This is a genomic window from Mycobacterium sp. URHB0044 (assembly GCF_000620625.1).
Classification (GTDB): Bacteria; Actinomycetota; Actinomycetes; order Mycobacteriales; family Mycobacteriaceae; genus Mycobacterium.
In genome coordinates this window covers 79967-95014 of record NZ_JIAW01000005.1, presented here as the reverse complement: position 1 = coordinate 95014, position 15048 = coordinate 79967, and the positions used below count along the sequence as shown (strand labels likewise).

Below are 15048 nucleotides of genomic sequence, written 5' to 3'. Positions count from 1 at the left end.
GCAAATCCATTGGCGCAGCCGCAGCAGGTTGAGACAGGCTGTGACGATGACGAGTTCACCTTCAGAGCGGCACGCGGCCCGCGACGCAATGACCAACAGCCCCGCCGAGTGGGACGAGCGGTACTCCAGCACGGCGCAGATGTTCAGCGGTCGCCCCAATGGAGCGCTCGTGACCGAGGTCAGTGGGCTGCAACCGGGCCGAGCGCTCGACGTCGGCTGCGGGGAGGGTGGCGACGCGGTCTGGCTCGCCGGTCGGGGTTGGCAGGTAACGGCGCTGGACGTCTCGCGCGTGGCACTCGACCGCGCGGCGCTGCGCGCCCAGGACGCGGGAGTGCACGTGGAGTGGCTGCAGTCGGGCATCGAGGACGCGCCGCTCGCACCTGGCGCGTTCGACCTCGTATCCGCGCAGTACCCCGCTCTGCTGCGTACGCCGGGCAAGGATGCCGAACGCGCGCTTCTCGAGGCTGTCGCACCGGGAGGAATTCTCCTGTTCGTGCACCATGCCGACATCGACGTGGAAGAGGCCAAGGCCCGCGGGTTCGACCCGAACGACTACGTGCTGCCTCCCAACGTAGCCGCGCTGCTCGGCGACGATTGGGAGGTCACCGTCCACGAGCGTCGCCCGCGCGACGTGCCAGCCGGCGCCGGTGCGCAACACACGCATGACGTCGTACTGCGCGCGCACCGCTTGCGTTAGATTCCTTTGCACTGCAATCGATTACGTCAAGAGCGCAACAATTCCAGCTGCAATCGCATGGCTGCGGTGACCCGCTGTTCGTCGCCCGTTGCGAGAAGGTCGAGCAGCGCGCCTCGCAGCACGGCCAGCGCTAGACTGCGCCGCGCGGCGCCGTGCTCGCCGTCCCTTTCGGGCGCTGGTTGACAACTGGCCAGGACCTCGAGCCAATCTCCGACCGTCGCGGCAGCGAAACCGGCCCAGGCACCTTCGGGTTCAATCAGGCTGCGGGCGTAGGCCTCTACCCACAGCCGCAGCAGCGGACCGTGTTCTCCGGCGGCCAGCCAGGTCCACACTCCTTCGACCGCGGGCACCAGGCCGATGGGGTCACCGTCGTGGCCGAGGTGCTCCAAGATGGCCAGTTCGTCGACGCGGGCTCGGGCCAGCAGGGCGCGTTGGAGGCCTTCCTTGCTGCCGAAGAGGAATATCAGCACGCGGGGGCTGGACCCGATGGCCGTCGCCAATGGCCGCAGAGACATGTCCGCCATGCCATGTTCGAGCACGTATCGGTAGGCGGCTTCCAACAGTTCGAGTTTCCGCGCCGAGGGGGTTGTCGATGCTGCCTGCACGGCGTTAGCCTAGCAGTCACTGAAACGACTGTTTCAGTGTTCACGGCACAGGGGGCAACGATGTCCGTTCTCGACGACCGGCGCCGCGCCGTCATCCGTCACGCCGATCACCCCGGTGATCTCGGTTGGATCGTGAAGGCCCACGGCGAGGTGTACGCCGAACAGTTCGGCTGGGACCGCGACTTCGAAGCGCTGGTCGCCAAGATCGTCGCCGACTACGCAACCGGGCATGATCCGACGTACGAGCGGGCCTGGGTCGCCGAAGTGGACGGTGAACGCGTCGGATGCATCCTCTGCGTTGCGGGGGACCGACCCGGCGAGGCGAAGCTACGCATCCTGCTGGTCACGCCCGCAGGTCGCGGCCTCGGGGTGGGCACCAGACTCGTCGAGACGTGTCTCGACTTCGCCCGGGCCGCCGGCTACCAGCGGGTCACCCTGTGGACCAACGACGTGCTTGCCTCGGCACGCAGGATCTACGAGTCGTTCGGATTCACCCTGACCGACGAGGAGCGCCACCACAGCTTCGGCCACGATCTCGTCGGGCAGAACTGGACGCTCGATATCCGGCGGTGATGGGCGCCCTGGCGATGGAGTTGCGTGGCGCGCGGACGCCGTGCGCCAGTCCGTTGCCCGCGTGGAGGCCGGCGGCGAAGGCGGAAAGAAGCCGAACCAGGGGGTGGTGGCGAAGACGTTTCCAAGGAGATGACCTTCTGTACAACATCTTTCAATGCTGACCCGCGCGCCGCGCGATCAACAGTGGCCCTGGTGCCGCTGTTCGCTAAGATAGTGACATGCATTCGGTGGCGATCCTGGCCTACGACGGGATGTCGGGATTCGAGTCTGGTTTGGCGGCAGAGATATTCGGGATCACCGAGCTCTCGGACATGTTCTCGGCAGGTATCTCCCGACCGTGGTACGCGGTCAAGCTGTGTGCGGAGACATCCGAGGTGCGAATGCTGGGTGGAGCCACGGTGCGTACGCCCTACGGCTTGGCGGACTTGGCCGCCGCCGACACCGTGATCATTCCGAGCGTTCGCGACGTGACGGCACCGGTGTCGCAGGACCTCATCGACGCGATCAGAACGGCGCACGACCGAAAGGCGCGGCTGGTGTCGATCTGCTCTGGCGCCTTCGCACTGGCCGCCGCAGGAGTGCTCGACGGCCGGCAGGCTACGACTCACTGGATCTACGTGGACCTGCTTTCACAGCGCTACCCCGAAATCGATGTCGATCCAGCGCCGCTCTACGTCGACGGAGGCAGCGTGCTCACCAGCGCGGGATGTGCTGCGGGGCTGGACCTCTGCTTGCACATCGTCCGATTCGATCATGGCGTCCGAGTCGCCAACGACGTGGCCAGGCGTTTGGTCATCTCGCCGCACCGAGCCGGGGGACAGGCCCAGTACATCGAGACTCCGGTTCCCGAGCCGACGACCGACGGACGAATCGCGGCCGGAATGGCGTGGGCGCTGGCCCATCTCGACCGGCCAATCACCTTGGACGAGTTGGCGACCCAATCCGGCTCGTCCCGGCGCAGTTACTTGCGTCAGTTCGCGAAGGCGACCGGAACGACGCCGATCAAGTGGCTGATCGAACAGCGGATCCAGGCCAGCCTGGCCCTGTTGGAATCGTCGTCACTGTCGATCGAGCAGATCGCCACGCGGGTCGGCTTCGAGTCCGCGGTGACCTACCGGCATCACTTCGTCCGGCAACTGCGGACCACGCCCAGCGACTACCGCGCCTGCTTCACCAGCGATGGTGATCGAGTCACAGGTAGGGATCGGCCCACGCGCTGATGATCCGGCTTGCCCGTGCCGCCTGATTCTTCCCGGTGAGGAGGTGATCGGCACCCTCCAGCGAGACGAAGCTGCGCGGATGCCGTGCAGCCCTGAAGATTTCGCTGGCATTCGCAATGCCGACGGTGTTGTCGGTGGGTGAGTGCATGACGAGCAGGGCCCGACGGAGAGTGCGGATTCGCTCACGCAGATCAGCGGCCCGGACGTCTTCGATGAAGTGTCGCTTGAGCGTGAGGGCCTTGCCGCCGATGAGGAACGGCGCCTCGCCGTCGGCCTCGATCCGCGAGCACAAGGCGTCATAGTTGTGTTCGACGTGGGCAGGCTGAAACGGCGCCCCGATGCTGGCCACCGCGGCCACCGCCGGACACTCGTGGGCGGCGGCGATGACGGCGGCACCGCCGAACGAATGCCCAACGAGCAGCCGTACCTCGCGGCCCGATCCGGCCATGAACTCCACCGCGCGAACGGTGTCGGCGACCTTGTGCGAGAACGATCCGTCGCCCCAGTCACCCTCGGAATCGCCGAGGCCGAGGTTGTCGAAGCGCAGCATGCCGATGCCCTCGCTGGCGAGTTGCTTGCAGATGCGGCTGGCTGCCGGCGAGTCCTTGCCGAGCGTGAAGCCGTGCGCAAAGACACCCCACCCGCGCAGCTCGCCCTCGGGCAGGTCGATGAGCCCAGCCAGGATGGGTCCGGTACTACTGGGAAAACGAACGCGCTCGGCCACGCGCGTCATCCTGTCACCCTTGCCCACGCGACGAGCCGACAACCCGCGGCGACGCCAACCGCGACGGCGCTATTTGGCGCCGCCCGCGAGCCAGTCGTCGAACGTGGTCGGGGCGATGCGGGCGTTGTCACCCGGGAGCAAGACACTGCCGGCCATCGACTCGCCGAAGATGCCCGACCACGTCGGGACGAGCTTGATCCGTTGGCCGCGCACCTCGTGGGTGCGGCGGGCCATGTCGACGAGATCTTGGGTCTCCGGACCGGCGACGTCGACGTAGCGGCCCTGCGGCTCCCCGGTGGCCACCTCGGCCAGGACATCGGCGATGTCGTCCGGCGCGATCGGCTGCACGAGCAGCGGGGCGATGGTGGCGACGCCGTTCTCCTCGGTCCAGCTGGCCACCATTGCCGCAAAGTCGTGGAACTGGGTGGCCGGCACGACCGTCCAGGGCACGGTGCCCTCGGAGATCAGGCGCTCCTGCTCACGCTTGCCCGCGTAGTGCGGATTGCCCTCGATGCCGTGGATCCCGACGATCGACAGCAGCACGTGATGACGCACGCCCGCGCGCTGCTCGGCGGCGAGAAGGTTGCGTGTCGTGGTGCCGAAGTACGCGAGCGTCTCGTCGCGACTGACCGGCGGCGCGCTGATCGCATCCACCACCGAGTCGACGCCTTCGAGCGCCGCGTCCAGGCCGTCGCCCGTCGTGAGGTCCACACCGAGCGAACGGCTGATGCGCACCACGTCGTGCCCGTCCCGCTCGAGAGCCGAGATCGTCCGGGCGCCAATGTTGCCCGTCGCACCCGCCACCGCAACCCGCATCCCGCGACTCCTCTCGTGTCGGTCGACGCTGCGATCCGTCGTCGGCGAGATTCTATCGAGTCACGGCTCCCGCTCAGGCCCGTGCTCCGCCGTCGACGCGCAGGACCGTGCCGTTCACGAACGACGATCGATCGCTCAGTAGCCAGGCGGCGGCCTCGGCCACCTCGGCGGGGTCGGCGGCACGCCGGAGCGGATTCTCCGCCGAGAGTTGATCGATGATGCCGGGCGACGCCGCGTTCCACTCGCGGATCATCTCGGTGAGCGTGACGCCTGGCGCAATTGCATTGACCCGGATGCCTTCCGGTCCGTAGGTAACGGCCGCCGATGCGGTGACACTGTTGACCGCCGTCTTCATCGCGCCGTAGGCCGGCAGCTCCGGATTCGCCATCAGGCTGCCGACGCTGGAGGTGTTGACGATGGCGCCTTCGCCGGCCGTGGCTCGGATGGCGGCGACCTCGGAGACCATCGCCAGCCACACGCCGCGGAGGTTCACCGCGTAGATGTCGTCCAAGTCCGTGATGGAGATCTGGTCCATCGGTCCCGGCGGCGAGAGGGTTGCGCCGTTGTTGAAGGCGACGTCGAGCCGTCCGTAGACGTCGACGGTGCGGTCGACTGCGGTGCGCACGCTGTCGGCGTCGGCGAGATCGCACAGCACGTACTCGGCGGTGCCGCCCTCGGCGCGGACCTCTTCCGCAACCGCCTTGAGTTCGTCCTCGGTGCGTGAGGCGAGCAACACTTGCGCCCCCTCGCGGGCGAACAGTCGAGCCGCGGCGGCGCCGATGCCGCGGCCGGCGCCGCTGATGAACGCGACCTTGCCGCTCAGCAGTCCGAGGGATGTTGATTGAGTGTGACCGTTGGTGGTTTCCATGCCTTCGACAGTGGATCCGAAGGCAGTAGCCATCCAGGTACCAGCGATACCTGGATGCCGTTCACCCACCGCGGCAGGATGGGGGGTGTGAACCGGCAAGAACTCGGCGCGTTCCTACGAAGCAGGCGCGAACGAATCACGCCGTCGGACGTCGGCTTGCCGGCGGGCCGGCGTCGCCGCACGCCGGGACTGCGTCGCGACGAGGTTGCCCACCTGGCCTTCATCTCGACCGAGTACTACACGCGGTTGGAACAGGCCCGGTCACCGCACCCGTCGCTCGAGGTGCTTGCGGGGCTCGCCCGCGCACTGCGCCTGTCCGACGTCGAGCGCATGCACTTGCACCACCTCGCGGGCGTCCCGCCTCCTGCGGTTGGGCCATCACGCGTTGTGCGACAAAGCATTCTGGATCTGTTGCACCGCCTACCGCAAGCGGCGGCCATCGTCGTCTCGGCGAGTATGGAGGTGATCGCATGGAACGACCTGGCACTCGCGCTGATGGAGGACTTCTCTGCGCTGGCACGGCGGGACCGCAACCTCGTCCGCAGGGCATTCCTCGGCCCGCACCCCGAAGGTGTTCGGCTGTACGGGGTGTCGGACGTCGATGAGTTCGCTCGTGTATCGGCCCACAAACTGCGGGCCACCGCCGCCCGCTATCCGGACGATCCCGAGATCGCCGACCTCGTCACCGAACTTTTAACGGGCAGTGCGGAATTCGAGGCGCTGTGGGCGACTCACGACGTGGCTGCCCCAACCATGCTGCGCAAGACGTTTCGACATCCCATGGTGGGCCCGGTCACGGTCAACTGCGACACACTCGACATCGCCGACCGCGATCAGCGGATGGTGATCTACACGGCGGATCCCGGTTCACCATCGGACGAGGCGCTGCGCCTGCTGTCGGTCGTGGGAACGCAGCGATTGGACGCCCCGGGCTGAACCATGCTTGGCAGGAAAATGCCCCACGACGTCATTGTTGACACTGTCCCGTTCTGAAGACGCGCGGCATCGTGGAGACATGCATCCCGAAATCCTTGCCCAAGAGGGCTACACCTCCGCATCCGTACATGAGGCACCCGTCCGCGAACTCTTCGCCGGCATCCGCCTTCGCCCGCTGTGGAAGGGACCGGACGGAGCACACGCGAACGTGCTGGAGATGGACCCAGGCACGTCGTGGCCGCGCCGCGACGTCCACCAGCCCGGACCCGAGGAGGTCTACGTGGTCGCCGGCACGTTCAACGACGGAGCACGCGACTATCCGGCCGGGACGTTCCTGCATGCTCCGGCCGGATCGTGGCACGTGCCCGCGACGACCACCGGCTGCACGCTGTTCCTCTTCTATCCGGCGGGCTAGCGCAGATATCCTTAGTGTTACCTTAAGTATCTCTTATTTTTCTTAATCTTTGTGTACGGTTGGCCCTCCCAGGTGCCGCAACGCGGCGTCGGCACCGACGGAAGGGAGCGCGATGAGCACGTCGAAGCAGGAGGTCGTGGTCCTCGGTGCCGGGATCGCCGGGTTGTTGGCCGCGCGGGTGCTCTCGGAGTTCTACGGGTCCGTCACCGTCGTGGAGCGAGACACGCTGCCCGATCACCCGAGCCACCGCAGGGGAGTCCCGCAGGGACGTCATCTGCACCACCTACTCAGTCGCGGCACGCAGGTGCTCGGCGAATTCTTCCCAGGACTGTTGGACGAGTTGGCCGCCGCCGGTGCAGTCGTGCTCGACGACGACGACTTGTCTCGGATCTATGCGCGCGTCGGGCGCTATGAATTGAACCGTTCCGAGACGCTCGCCGACCCCGAGGCGCTGGTGCTCTACCTGGCAAGTCGACCCTTCCTGGAGTTCCACGTTCGCCGCCGGGTCGCTGCCCTCGACAACGTGACGATCATCGACGGGCACGACGTGGTGGAACCGCTGGCGGTGGCCGACGCGGTCACCGGCGTGCGAATCGTCGACCGCGCCACGGGAACAGTCATGGAGTTGAATACCGGCCTCGTCGTGGATGCCACGGGCCGCGCGGCGCGCACGACGGCATTCCTCGACGGCCTCGGCTATCAGCGACCACCGGAAAAGCACACGGCGGCCATCTGGGGCTACTCGAGTCAACTGATGAGCCTCCCGATTGAGCGCATTGCCGAGCGGATCCTGATGGTCGACAAGGGCATTGGCACGCCGCGGGGACTGCTGTTGGCCTACGAGCACGACACCTGGATGCTGGCGATCGGCCGATCGGTCGGCCACGGTGATCCACCAGCCGACTTCGCCGACATGCTCACGCTGGCCGAGAGCATGTTCCCCGCAACGGCGGTGGCCGCACTCCACGAGGCGCGCCCCATTGGCGACACCGCCATCTTCCGTCACACCGCCGCCGTGTGGCGGCGCTACGACCGGATGCCACGCTTTCCGTCGGGCCTGTTGGTGATCGGCGATGCGTTGTGCAGCCTCAATCCGCTCTACGGGCAGGGCATGACGGTGGCCGCCCTGCAAACCGTCGCGCTGCGTGATTGTCTGCGGCTCGGCGACGCCGACCTCGCGCAGCGGTTCTTCAGGGCGGCGGCTGGACACATCGGTCCCGTCTGGGCCATGAACCAAGCCAATGAGATCGATCCATCCAGCACTCGGCGAGCGCACCCCCTGCGCCGACGCCTCGCCAATTGGAGCGCCAACGCAGCGCTGAAGGCTGCCGCGAACGACATCGCCGTCACGGAGCGGTTCTTCCGCGTCAACAACCTGCTCGACCCGCCCACACGGCTGCGCGACCCCGCACTGCTACCGCGCATCCTGCTCGCCAACATTCGGCATCACCAACCCAGTGCAACGCGATGAGTTTGGCGCACCGCCGATGTCTGCCTTCGTGACAAGGTGCCCCATCGGCACAGGTGGGCAAGAAGCGGCCGAAGGAGAGGACTCATGGTCATCGTCGCAGGGCATCTCACCGTCGAACCCGCCCAGCGTGAGGCCTACCTCGCAAGCTGCACGGGCGTCGTCGAACAAGCACGCCGTACGGCTGGTTGCCTCGACTTCGCCATCTCCGCCGACCTGATCGACGCCGGCCGCGTCAACATCTTCGAACGCTGGGAGTCGCAAGCGGCCGTCGACGCCTTCCGCAGCGGCGGACCCAGTGGCGAACAACTCGCCGCAATAGTCTCGGGATCGGTCGACGAGTATGACGTCGCCAGCACGCGGACATTGTTCGGGGAAGAGACCGAATGACCACCTCACATGGGTGTGCCAGCGCCCGCGGAGGCTCGCGACCCGCCCCGCCAGCAGTGCGAACGAGGTGACGCCGCACCGGGGGAGGCGCTAGCCTTGCTCGGAAGTCGGGTCCGGTGACCGCGCGACGCCCTGTAACGGGAGTGCTCGCGGAAGCCACCAGGAGAGGACAGCCAGAATTCATGACTGAAGAACACCGCGCTACGCGGTCCATCACCGCTGCGAGGCTCGCCGTCGCCGGCGTGCTGGTCGCCGGCGGTGCACTGGCCTTCGCCGGCCAGGCAGCCGCCGAACCCGAGGTGCCCTTCCCGACCCCTGTGCCAGCCGATCCGGGTGCACCCCCCGCTCCCGGCCAACCCGTCGCACTACCCGCCGACGCGCCCGTTGCGGCGCCCGCGCCGCCACCGGTGGGCGGGCCGCCGATGGTGCCCGAGATCGCGAACCCGGTCTACGGCGAGGGCAAGTCGTCGGGACCGTTGGGATTCCTTCGGGACGCCTGGCACCAGGCTCAAGACCCGTACGGCTTCACCGGTTCCGGCTCACCCGACGAGCTGCCACAGGGAACGCCGCCCCCAGGCGCCGGTCCGGCGCCGCCGCTGCCGCCCGGCTACGTGTCACTGAACGCCCCGGGCTCCGAAACGATCGCGGCACCCAAGGGACCGGAGGCGGGTGGACCGCCGCTGCCCCCTGGTTACTACCCGTTGAACGGGCCACCGCCGCCCGGGTACGAAGCACCGGCCCCGGTCGATCCGTCCGCGCCGCCACCGCTCCTGCCGGTTCCTCCGACGCCCTAACCCACGGCGTTCAGCCCTGGGCCGCACGCCACCTGTCCAGGAGGCGGCGGTCCCGTTTGGTCGGCCGCCCGGCCCCGCGATCACGAACCGCCACCGGAATGACGGGCGTCGCGGGAGGCGGGGGCGTTCGGTCGAGGTAACACGTGACGGCGTCAGCCGCGCCGACCCGCTTCTGGATCACCCGCACCACCTCGACGATTCGCGTCGTGTCACCCACCCGGGCACGGACCTCGTCTCCGGGTGCCACCGTCGTCGCCGGCTTCGCCAGCCGATCGTTGACCCGAACGTGCCCACCCCGGCAAGCTGCGGCGGCATCCGGCCGCGTCTTCGTCAGCCGGACCGCCCACAACCACCGATCCACACGGGTCGCCTCCATGTCTTCCATCATGGACTGCCGGCGGGGAGGTAGTGGGCTCCCGCACTAGCTCGGCTCCAAGAATCCTCCAAGGCGCTCGGCGCACGGTCTGGGGATGACTCGAACTCTCGTCACCGCGTTGGCAACCGCTGCCCTCGTGTCGGGTGGCCTCGGTGCAACAGCTGTGGGGCTCGCCGCCGGTACGGCGCAGGCCGCACCTTACTGTTCGCCGTCGAACGCGAACGTCCCACCGTGTGCGCCGCCCGAGGGTCTTCCGGCTTGCAATGCCTTCGGCGACTGCGGCCAGCTGTGGTGCCCCGGTTCGGGCATGAATTCGGTACCCGGCTGGGACCTGAACGTCTGCCACACCTTCCATTTCGACCCGAACGCTCCGTTGACCAAACCGATCATGATCTCTGGCAACCCCCCAGGTCCGCCGGCGCCTCCGCCGCCGCCATGCATACCGTTCATCAACTGCCTGCCAGGGCTGACGCAACCCTGACCGGCGGAGACCCGTAGGGGCAGTAGGACTCTCGGTTAGTCGCCCACGCGCTCGAACTTGTCCTGGAAGTCGCCGCCGCCGGTGCACGCGCCTCCAGGCTCGATCGTTTGCTTGCCATGACCGGTGAGCAGCGCGATGGGATCGTCGAGTTGCGTCGGCATCGGATATTCCGCGGTGATGGTCATCTGCACGGTGCCACCGGCGGGGCACGGCGTGGCACCCTGTTCGTCTCGCGTCCACTTGTCGTCGGCGAACATCAACGTGACGACCCCGTCGGATCCATGGAACAAGCTCATGCACCGACCACCGGTACGAAGACAGTACGTATTCGCTGAAAGAGGCTTGCCTGCAATGACACTGCCGTTAGCAAGGGTAGTCGTCTGCTGATATCCGCCCCGAAGTCCCTCTGCTGCAGTGACTGACCGCGGCGGTAGCACTGCTGGGTCGGGAACCTTGTTGACGTCGGGGTCGCCGGTGCGGGTGAATTTCACCGTTCGCTTGGCGGAGCAGGAGCCGTTGGTGGCTGCCCTGACGGTCTCGCCAGACAGTGTGCCGTCGGGTTCCGGTCGCAGCGTCAGCACCACCCAGAGTTCCGTGGGCGCGTCGCCGCCGCAAGGCGTCGAGGCGACGCCGACGGCCACCCAGGTGCCGCCCAATTGATCGAACGTCAGGTTCGACAGAAGAGCCCCGCCGCCGCTGCTGATGTTGGCCGCGGTCGCCACGCAACCGCTGGCTCCGCACTGCGAGCGGACGGCCCAATTGCTGGTGGTTGCAGGTGCATTCGGGGCAGTTATGCCTTCGAGATCCGTCCCGGGCCCGTAGTCGGCCCGGTAGGTGCCCGTGAAGTCGGCCCCGCCGCCGGCCGCGACGGACGGTGCCGTGTTGGCGGCTTGGTCGCGCTGCGTGAGACCAACGATGGCGACGACGCCAACGGCGATCACGAGGACCACGACGGACACCAGTGCACCGATCACGACGGCGCGGCGCCGCCCTCGACCCTTGGGAACCGGCGGTGGCATGTACATATGCGGGCCGCTCAACTGCGTAGCCGTCATCGGCGGAGCGCCGCCATTCGCCGGCTGTGATTGCATCCACCCTTGCTGCGACCACCCTTGTTGCGACCACGGCGGAGCGCTTTGACTCGCCACGGTCGCGGGAGCCGTAGGTGGTTCTCGGTGGGGAACAGGCTGGCCCGGATCGGTGATCACTTGCTTTGCGGCAGCCGCCAATTCGACCGCGGTGGGGTAGCGGTCCGCCGGTTGTTTTGCCAGGCCGGTGGCGATCACCGCGTCCAGTGCGGTGGGGACGGTGCCGCTTTCCTCGGAGGGTCGGGGCGGTGGGGTGAAGATGTGGCCGACGGCGATCTGTTCGAGTGTGTCTCCCGGAAAGGGTCGATGTCCGGTGAGGCATTCGTAGAACACGCAGGCAAGGGCGTAGATGTCGGAGCTCGGGTGCACTTCGCCGGTGCTGAAGCGCTCGGGCGCCATGTACGCCCAGGTGCCGATGGCCGCCCCCGTCGCGGTGACGCCGGTGTCTTCCGCCCTGCGGGCGATTCCGAAGTCGATGAGATAGGCAAAGTCGTTCTCCCCGATGAGGATGTTCGAGGGTTTGACGTCGCGGTGCACCAGCCCTGCCCGGTGGGCGTGGTGCAGTGCCGAGGCAATCTGATCGATGATCGACACCGCGCGTTGGGTGTCGAGAGGGCCGGCGTCGATCAGGGTCTGCAGATCAGTGCCGGTGATCAGACGCATGGTCACGTACAACCGTCCGTCGATCTCGCCGACGTCGTGGATCGGGACGACGTGTGGATCGTCGAGGCGCCCAGCCGCGCGGGCCTCCCTACGAAATCGCTTCTCGAAGTCGGGGTCTTCGCTGAGGTGCGGTAGCAGCATCTTCAGTGCCACGACCCGGTCGATCGCGGTGTCGTAGGCACGCCACACCTCGCCCATGCCACCGCGACCCAGCAACTCGATCAGCTGGTAGCGGCCGAATGGGGTACCTTCCACCGGCTCACGATAGCCACCGGCCGCGGCATTCGTGGCATGAAGGGGAGCCGCAGGTTTTCGATTTGCTCTGGGCAGGCCCAGACGTTGCACCGGTTACCCTCACTGCATGGGCAGCCAACCGGTACCGGGTGGTGTCGTTCACCAGCTACCCGCGGATCTACGCAAGGCGCTGATCGCGAACGGGACGGCGCTTGCTGCCTGGAAGGACATCACGCCGCTGGCGCGCAACGAGTTCATCTGCTGGGTCGTGGATGCCAAGCAGGAGACGACCCGGGAGCGCCGCATTCGCCGGACCCAGGAGGAGTTGGAGGAAGGCAAGCGCCGACCCTGCTGCTGGCCGGGATGCAAGCACCGCTCGGACAAGACCGCGAAAAGCGGTGGGCGGAAATAGGGGTCACACTGGCCGCGGTGCGCCGGAAGGTGCTCGGATTGACGCCCCGGACCCGCTTGAACGCGGCGCTGAATCCGAATGGGTCCGAGTAACCCACGGCGCGAGCGACTTCCGCGACGGTAGCCGTCTTCTGCTCGACCAGGAGGTCTGCCGCGAGCGTCATGCGCCAGCGAGTGAGGTACGTCAGCGGCGGTTCGCCCACCAGGTCGGCGAACCGCTTGGCCAACGTCGACCGCGACACCCCGATGCGGTCGGCGAGAGACGAGACGGTCCACGGCGCCGATGGTTCGGCGTGCAGCAGGCGCAGCGCGTCGCCTGCCACCGGGTCCCGCTGGGCGGTCCACCAGGCCGGCGGCTTGCCGTCGGGCCGGTCGAACCACTCGCGCATGGTGCATACCAGGAGCCAGTCCAGCAGTCGATCCAAAACGACCTGCTGGCCCGGGGTGTCGAGCGCGACCTCGGCGGCGAGGTGGTCCAGCACGGCGTCGCCGGTGCCGCCGGCGTCGACGCGCAGCACGACGGGTAGCGCGTCGAGCAGCGGTCGGCTGATCTCACCGCGCACCGGGTAAGCGCCAACGATGAGAGTCGTTGCGCCAGCGTCGTTCTCGCCGCAGTCGTTCCAGCCGAGCCGGTGCCGGGTGCCGCCCTGCTCGGGTGTCGCGCAGAATTCGCCGCACGCGATCGGCTGCGCTCGAGTGTCGATCTCGTCGACGAAGGTGAACGTCGAGGGACCCCGCACGACGAGCGTCTCATAGGCGCGCAGCAACTCGGGCGGACCGTCTTCCGGCACGATCCAGCCCGAACCGGTGAGGACCGTGCACAAGGTCAACGGCGCGCCGTCGACGAAGTGCAGCGCCCAGGGCGCCGTGAGGGTGGTGCTGCCGAACAACGCGCCATGGGCGCGCACCCCGCGGATCAAGTCGTCGAACACATCCACCTCAGCGAGGTTAGACGATTAGACAGGCAATCCGGTCTTTCACCCATGGATTACTCCGAGGCAGGCCCGTTCAATCGGTGTCATGAGAAACGACACCACCCTCGTCCTCGGAGCGTCCGGTAAGACCGGCCGGCGCGTGGCTGCCCGGTTGCGGCTGCTCGGCACACCCGTGTGCGCCGCCTCCCGGTCGAGCGAGACGCCGTTCGACTGGTTCGACCCTGGCAGCTGGGACGCCGCCCTGCAGGGACTCGCGGCCGCCTACGTCGTGGCCCCGGGCGTGCCGGGCCCAGTGCACGACTTCGTGGCGCGCGCCGAGGCCGCCGGAGTGCAGCGCCTGGTCCTGCTGTCTGGACGCGCGGCCGACACATGGGGTGACTCCACATTCGGGCTGGACATGCGTGACGCTGAGAAGGCCGTGCGCGGCTCCGCGCTGGAGTGGACCATCCTGCGCGCGTCCAACTTCAACCAGAACTTCGACGAAGACCTCTTCCACGCGCCACTCGTTGCCGGTGAGCTCGCCCTGCCGGCCGGCGCGGTGCCCGAACCGTTCATCGACGTCGAAGACGTCGCGGACGCTGCGGCCGCGGTGTTGACCCAACCCGGCCGACACGCCGGAAAGGTCTTCGAGCTGACGGGACCCCGTGGGCTCACCTTCGAGGAAGCCGTCGAGCTGATCTCCCGTGCCTCGGGGCGGCCCATCACCTACAAGCAGGTCTCCGCCGCCGAGTACGCCGCGACGCTGGTGGAGGAAGGAGTGGGCGAGGACGACGCCCACCACGTGGCTGAGATGTTCGTACTCATGGAACGCGGACTGTTCGCGCCGACGACGGACGGCATTGCCAGCGTGCTGGGACGTGCGCCCCGGACGTTCGAGGACTACGTGGTGCGGGCCGCCGCAGCGGGAGCGTGGCAGCGATGACCTCCGACTCCGGCTCGCTCACTCAGGCAGACCTCGAGTTCCTTCGGCGGCCCCTGCACGGGTTTTTGTCCATGGCCGCGGGCCCACTGCCGCCGCAGCCTCGGCCGGTCTGGTTCGAGGCCACCGCCGAGGGCACGATCCAATTGTTCACGGGCCCAGACACTCTGAAGGTCCGCCGGTTGCGCCGCGACCCCCGTGCATCGCTCGTCGTCGCTGCCCCGGTGGGTGAACGCGAGCGCTGGGTGGCGGTCGCAGGCCGCACCACGATCGAACCCGACGGGGCATACGAGTTGTGCGACCGCCTCGCCGCCCGCTACTGGGACCTCGACGACCCGGTCCGAGCCAAGGACCTCGCCGAGATACTGGCCACCGAGCAGGTTCGGCTCGTCATCCACCCCGAGACGGTGAGCCGATATACGTATTGACCTTAGG

General features: G+C 67.6%; 17 protein-coding genes and 1 pseudogene. 11 read left to right on the top strand and 7 right to left on the bottom strand.

Going from position 1 to position 15048, the window contains the following annotated elements; genetic code table 11:
• Positions 1-46 precede the first annotated feature (46 nt).
• Entirely contained in the window at positions 47-697 is a 651-nt protein-coding gene (locus N536_RS38205) for a bifunctional 2-polyprenyl-6-hydroxyphenol methylase/3-demethylubiquinol 3-O-methyltransferase UbiG (protein WP_081809173.1), read from the top strand.
• Positions 698-723: 26 nt separating this feature from the next.
• Here the strand turns inward: N536_RS38205 and N536_RS0112025 are convergent, their stop codons facing one another.
• Positions 724-1302, bottom strand: a complete 579-nt coding sequence (locus N536_RS0112025; protein WP_029113827.1) for a TetR/AcrR family transcriptional regulator — start codon at positions 1300-1302, stop codon at positions 724-726.
• Positions 1303-1362: 60 nt separating this feature from the next.
• Between N536_RS0112025 and N536_RS0112020 the strand changes: the two genes are divergently transcribed.
• Positions 1363-1875: a GNAT family N-acetyltransferase gene (locus tag N536_RS0112020; protein WP_029113826.1), complete on the top strand. Its 513-nt coding sequence runs from the start codon at positions 1363-1365 to the stop codon at positions 1873-1875.
• A 218-nt stretch (positions 1876-2093) separates the two neighbouring features.
• A complete protein-coding gene (locus tag N536_RS0112015) occupies positions 2094-3095 on the top strand; it encodes a helix-turn-helix domain-containing protein (RefSeq protein ID WP_029113825.1) in 1002 nt (333 codons plus the stop codon).
• Here the strand turns inward: N536_RS0112015 and N536_RS0112010 are convergent.
• The 3 genes from N536_RS0112010 to N536_RS0112000 all read right to left on the bottom strand — a co-directional run bounded on the left by N536_RS0112010 (position 3067) and on the right by N536_RS0112000 (position 5503).
• Entirely contained in the window at positions 3067-3819 is a 753-nt protein-coding gene (locus N536_RS0112010) for a S9 family peptidase (protein WP_029113824.1), read from the bottom strand. The two genes, N536_RS0112015 and N536_RS0112010, sit on opposite strands and share 29 nt — an antisense overlap.
• 69 nt (positions 3820-3888) lie before the next feature.
• The gene (locus N536_RS0112005; protein WP_029113823.1) at positions 3889-4635 is read right to left on the bottom strand and encodes an SDR family oxidoreductase; all 747 of its coding nucleotides are present in this window, start codon (positions 4633-4635) and stop codon (positions 3889-3891) included.
• Between the two features lie 73 nt (positions 4636-4708).
• A complete protein-coding gene (locus N536_RS0112000; protein WP_029113822.1) occupies positions 4709-5503 on the bottom strand; it encodes an SDR family NAD(P)-dependent oxidoreductase in 795 nt (264 codons plus the stop codon).
• Positions 5504-5581: 78 nt separating this feature from the next.
• On the opposite strand from N536_RS0112000, the gene N536_RS0111995 reads away from it, so the two are divergent.
• The 5 genes from N536_RS0111995 to N536_RS0111975 all read left to right on the top strand — a co-directional run bounded on the left by N536_RS0111995 (position 5582) and on the right by N536_RS0111975 (position 9506).
• Positions 5582-6439, top strand: coding sequence for a helix-turn-helix transcriptional regulator (locus tag N536_RS0111995; protein WP_369798419.1), 858 nt, complete (start codon positions 5582-5584; stop codon positions 6437-6439).
• Positions 6440-6518: 79 nt separating this feature from the next.
• Positions 6519-6854 (top strand): cupin domain-containing protein, encoded by a 336-nt coding sequence (locus N536_RS0111990; protein WP_029113820.1) that lies wholly within the window; start codon positions 6519-6521, stop codon positions 6852-6854.
• A gap of 112 nt (positions 6855-6966) precedes the next feature.
• The gene (locus N536_RS0111985) at positions 6967-8325 is read left to right on the top strand and encodes an NAD(P)/FAD-dependent oxidoreductase (protein WP_029113819.1); all 1359 of its coding nucleotides are present in this window, start codon (positions 6967-6969) and stop codon (positions 8323-8325) included.
• An 84-nt stretch (positions 8326-8409) separates the two neighbouring features.
• Positions 8410-8712: a putative quinol monooxygenase gene (locus N536_RS0111980; protein ID WP_029113818.1), complete on the top strand. Its 303-nt coding sequence runs from the start codon at positions 8410-8412 to the stop codon at positions 8710-8712.
• A 182-nt stretch (positions 8713-8894) separates the two neighbouring features.
• The gene (locus tag N536_RS0111975; protein WP_029113817.1) at positions 8895-9506 is read left to right on the top strand and encodes a hypothetical protein; all 612 of its coding nucleotides are present in this window, start codon (positions 8895-8897) and stop codon (positions 9504-9506) included.
• Positions 9507-9516: 10 nt separating this feature from the next.
• Here N536_RS0111975 and N536_RS0111970 read toward each other — a convergent pair whose 3' ends face one another.
• A complete protein-coding gene (locus N536_RS0111970) occupies positions 9517-9882 on the bottom strand; it encodes an RNA-binding S4 domain-containing protein (protein WP_029113816.1) in 366 nt (121 codons plus the stop codon).
• Positions 9883-10398: 516 nt separating this feature from the next.
• Positions 10399-12312, bottom strand: a complete 1914-nt coding sequence (locus tag N536_RS0111960; protein WP_155948576.1) for a serine/threonine-protein kinase — start codon at positions 12310-12312, stop codon at positions 10399-10401.
• Between the two features lie 163 nt (positions 12313-12475).
• On the opposite strand from N536_RS0111960, the gene N536_RS41465 reads away from it, so the two are divergent.
• Entirely contained in the window at positions 12476-12760 is a 285-nt protein-coding gene (locus N536_RS41465) for a YdeI/OmpD-associated family protein (protein WP_081809172.1), read from the top strand.
• 31 nt (positions 12761-12791) lie between these two features.
• On the opposite strand, the pseudogene N536_RS38200 reads toward N536_RS41465, so the two are convergent.
• Positions 12792-13691: pseudogene (locus tag N536_RS38200) on the bottom strand (AraC family transcriptional regulator); the annotation flags it as partial.
• An 88-nt stretch (positions 13692-13779) separates the two neighbouring features.
• Between N536_RS38200 and N536_RS0111950 the strand changes: the two are divergent.
• Both N536_RS0111950 and N536_RS0111945 read left to right on the top strand, forming a co-directional pair.
• Positions 13780-14616 (top strand): NAD(P)H-binding protein, encoded by an 837-nt coding sequence (locus N536_RS0111950; protein ID WP_029113813.1) that lies wholly within the window; start codon positions 13780-13782, stop codon positions 14614-14616.
• Positions 14613-15041, top strand: coding sequence for a pyridoxamine 5'-phosphate oxidase family protein (locus N536_RS0111945; protein WP_029113812.1), 429 nt, complete (start codon positions 14613-14615; stop codon positions 15039-15041). The genes N536_RS0111950 and N536_RS0111945 overlap by 4 nt, the downstream gene beginning before the upstream one ends.
• Positions 15042-15048: the final 7 nt, after the last annotated feature.

Excerpts from the sequence above, each read along its gene's own strand:
- N536_RS38205 (WP_081809173.1), top strand. The coding sequence starts at position 47 with ATGACGAGTTCACCTTCAGAGCGGCACGCGGCCCGCGACGCAATGACC.
- N536_RS0112020 (WP_029113826.1), top strand. The coding sequence starts at position 1,363 with ATGTCCGTTCTCGACGACCGGCGCCGCGCCGTCATCCGTCACGCCGAT.
- N536_RS0112015 (WP_029113825.1), top strand. The coding sequence starts at position 2,094 with ATGCATTCGGTGGCGATCCTGGCCTACGACGGGATGTCGGGATTCGAG.
- N536_RS0112005 (WP_029113823.1), bottom strand. The coding sequence starts at position 4,635 with ATGCGGGTTGCGGTGGCGGGTGCGACGGGCAACATTGGCGCCCGGACG.
- N536_RS0112000 (WP_029113822.1), bottom strand. The coding sequence starts at position 5,503 with ATGGAAACCACCAACGGTCACACTCAATCAACATCCCTCGGACTGCTG.
- N536_RS0111995 (WP_369798419.1), top strand. The coding sequence starts at position 5,582 with ATGGGGGGTGTGAACCGGCAAGAACTCGGCGCGTTCCTACGAAGCAGG.
- N536_RS0111990 (WP_029113820.1), top strand. The coding sequence starts at position 6,519 with ATGCATCCCGAAATCCTTGCCCAAGAGGGCTACACCTCCGCATCCGTA.
- N536_RS0111985 (WP_029113819.1), top strand. The coding sequence starts at position 6,967 with ATGAGCACGTCGAAGCAGGAGGTCGTGGTCCTCGGTGCCGGGATCGCC.
- N536_RS0111980 (WP_029113818.1), top strand. The coding sequence starts at position 8,410 with ATGGTCATCGTCGCAGGGCATCTCACCGTCGAACCCGCCCAGCGTGAG.
- N536_RS0111975 (WP_029113817.1), top strand. The coding sequence starts at position 8,895 with ATGACTGAAGAACACCGCGCTACGCGGTCCATCACCGCTGCGAGGCTC.
- N536_RS0111970 (WP_029113816.1), bottom strand. The coding sequence starts at position 9,882 with ATGGAGGCGACCCGTGTGGATCGGTGGTTGTGGGCGGTCCGGCTGACG.
- N536_RS0111960 (WP_155948576.1), bottom strand. The coding sequence starts at position 12,312 with ATGGGCGAGGTGTGGCGTGCCTACGACACCGCGATCGACCGGGTCGTG.
- N536_RS41465 (WP_081809172.1), top strand. The coding sequence starts at position 12,476 with ATGGGCAGCCAACCGGTACCGGGTGGTGTCGTTCACCAGCTACCCGCG.
- N536_RS0111950 (WP_029113813.1), top strand. The coding sequence starts at position 13,780 with ATGAGAAACGACACCACCCTCGTCCTCGGAGCGTCCGGTAAGACCGGC.
- N536_RS0111945 (WP_029113812.1), top strand. The coding sequence starts at position 14,613 with ATGACCTCCGACTCCGGCTCGCTCACTCAGGCAGACCTCGAGTTCCTT.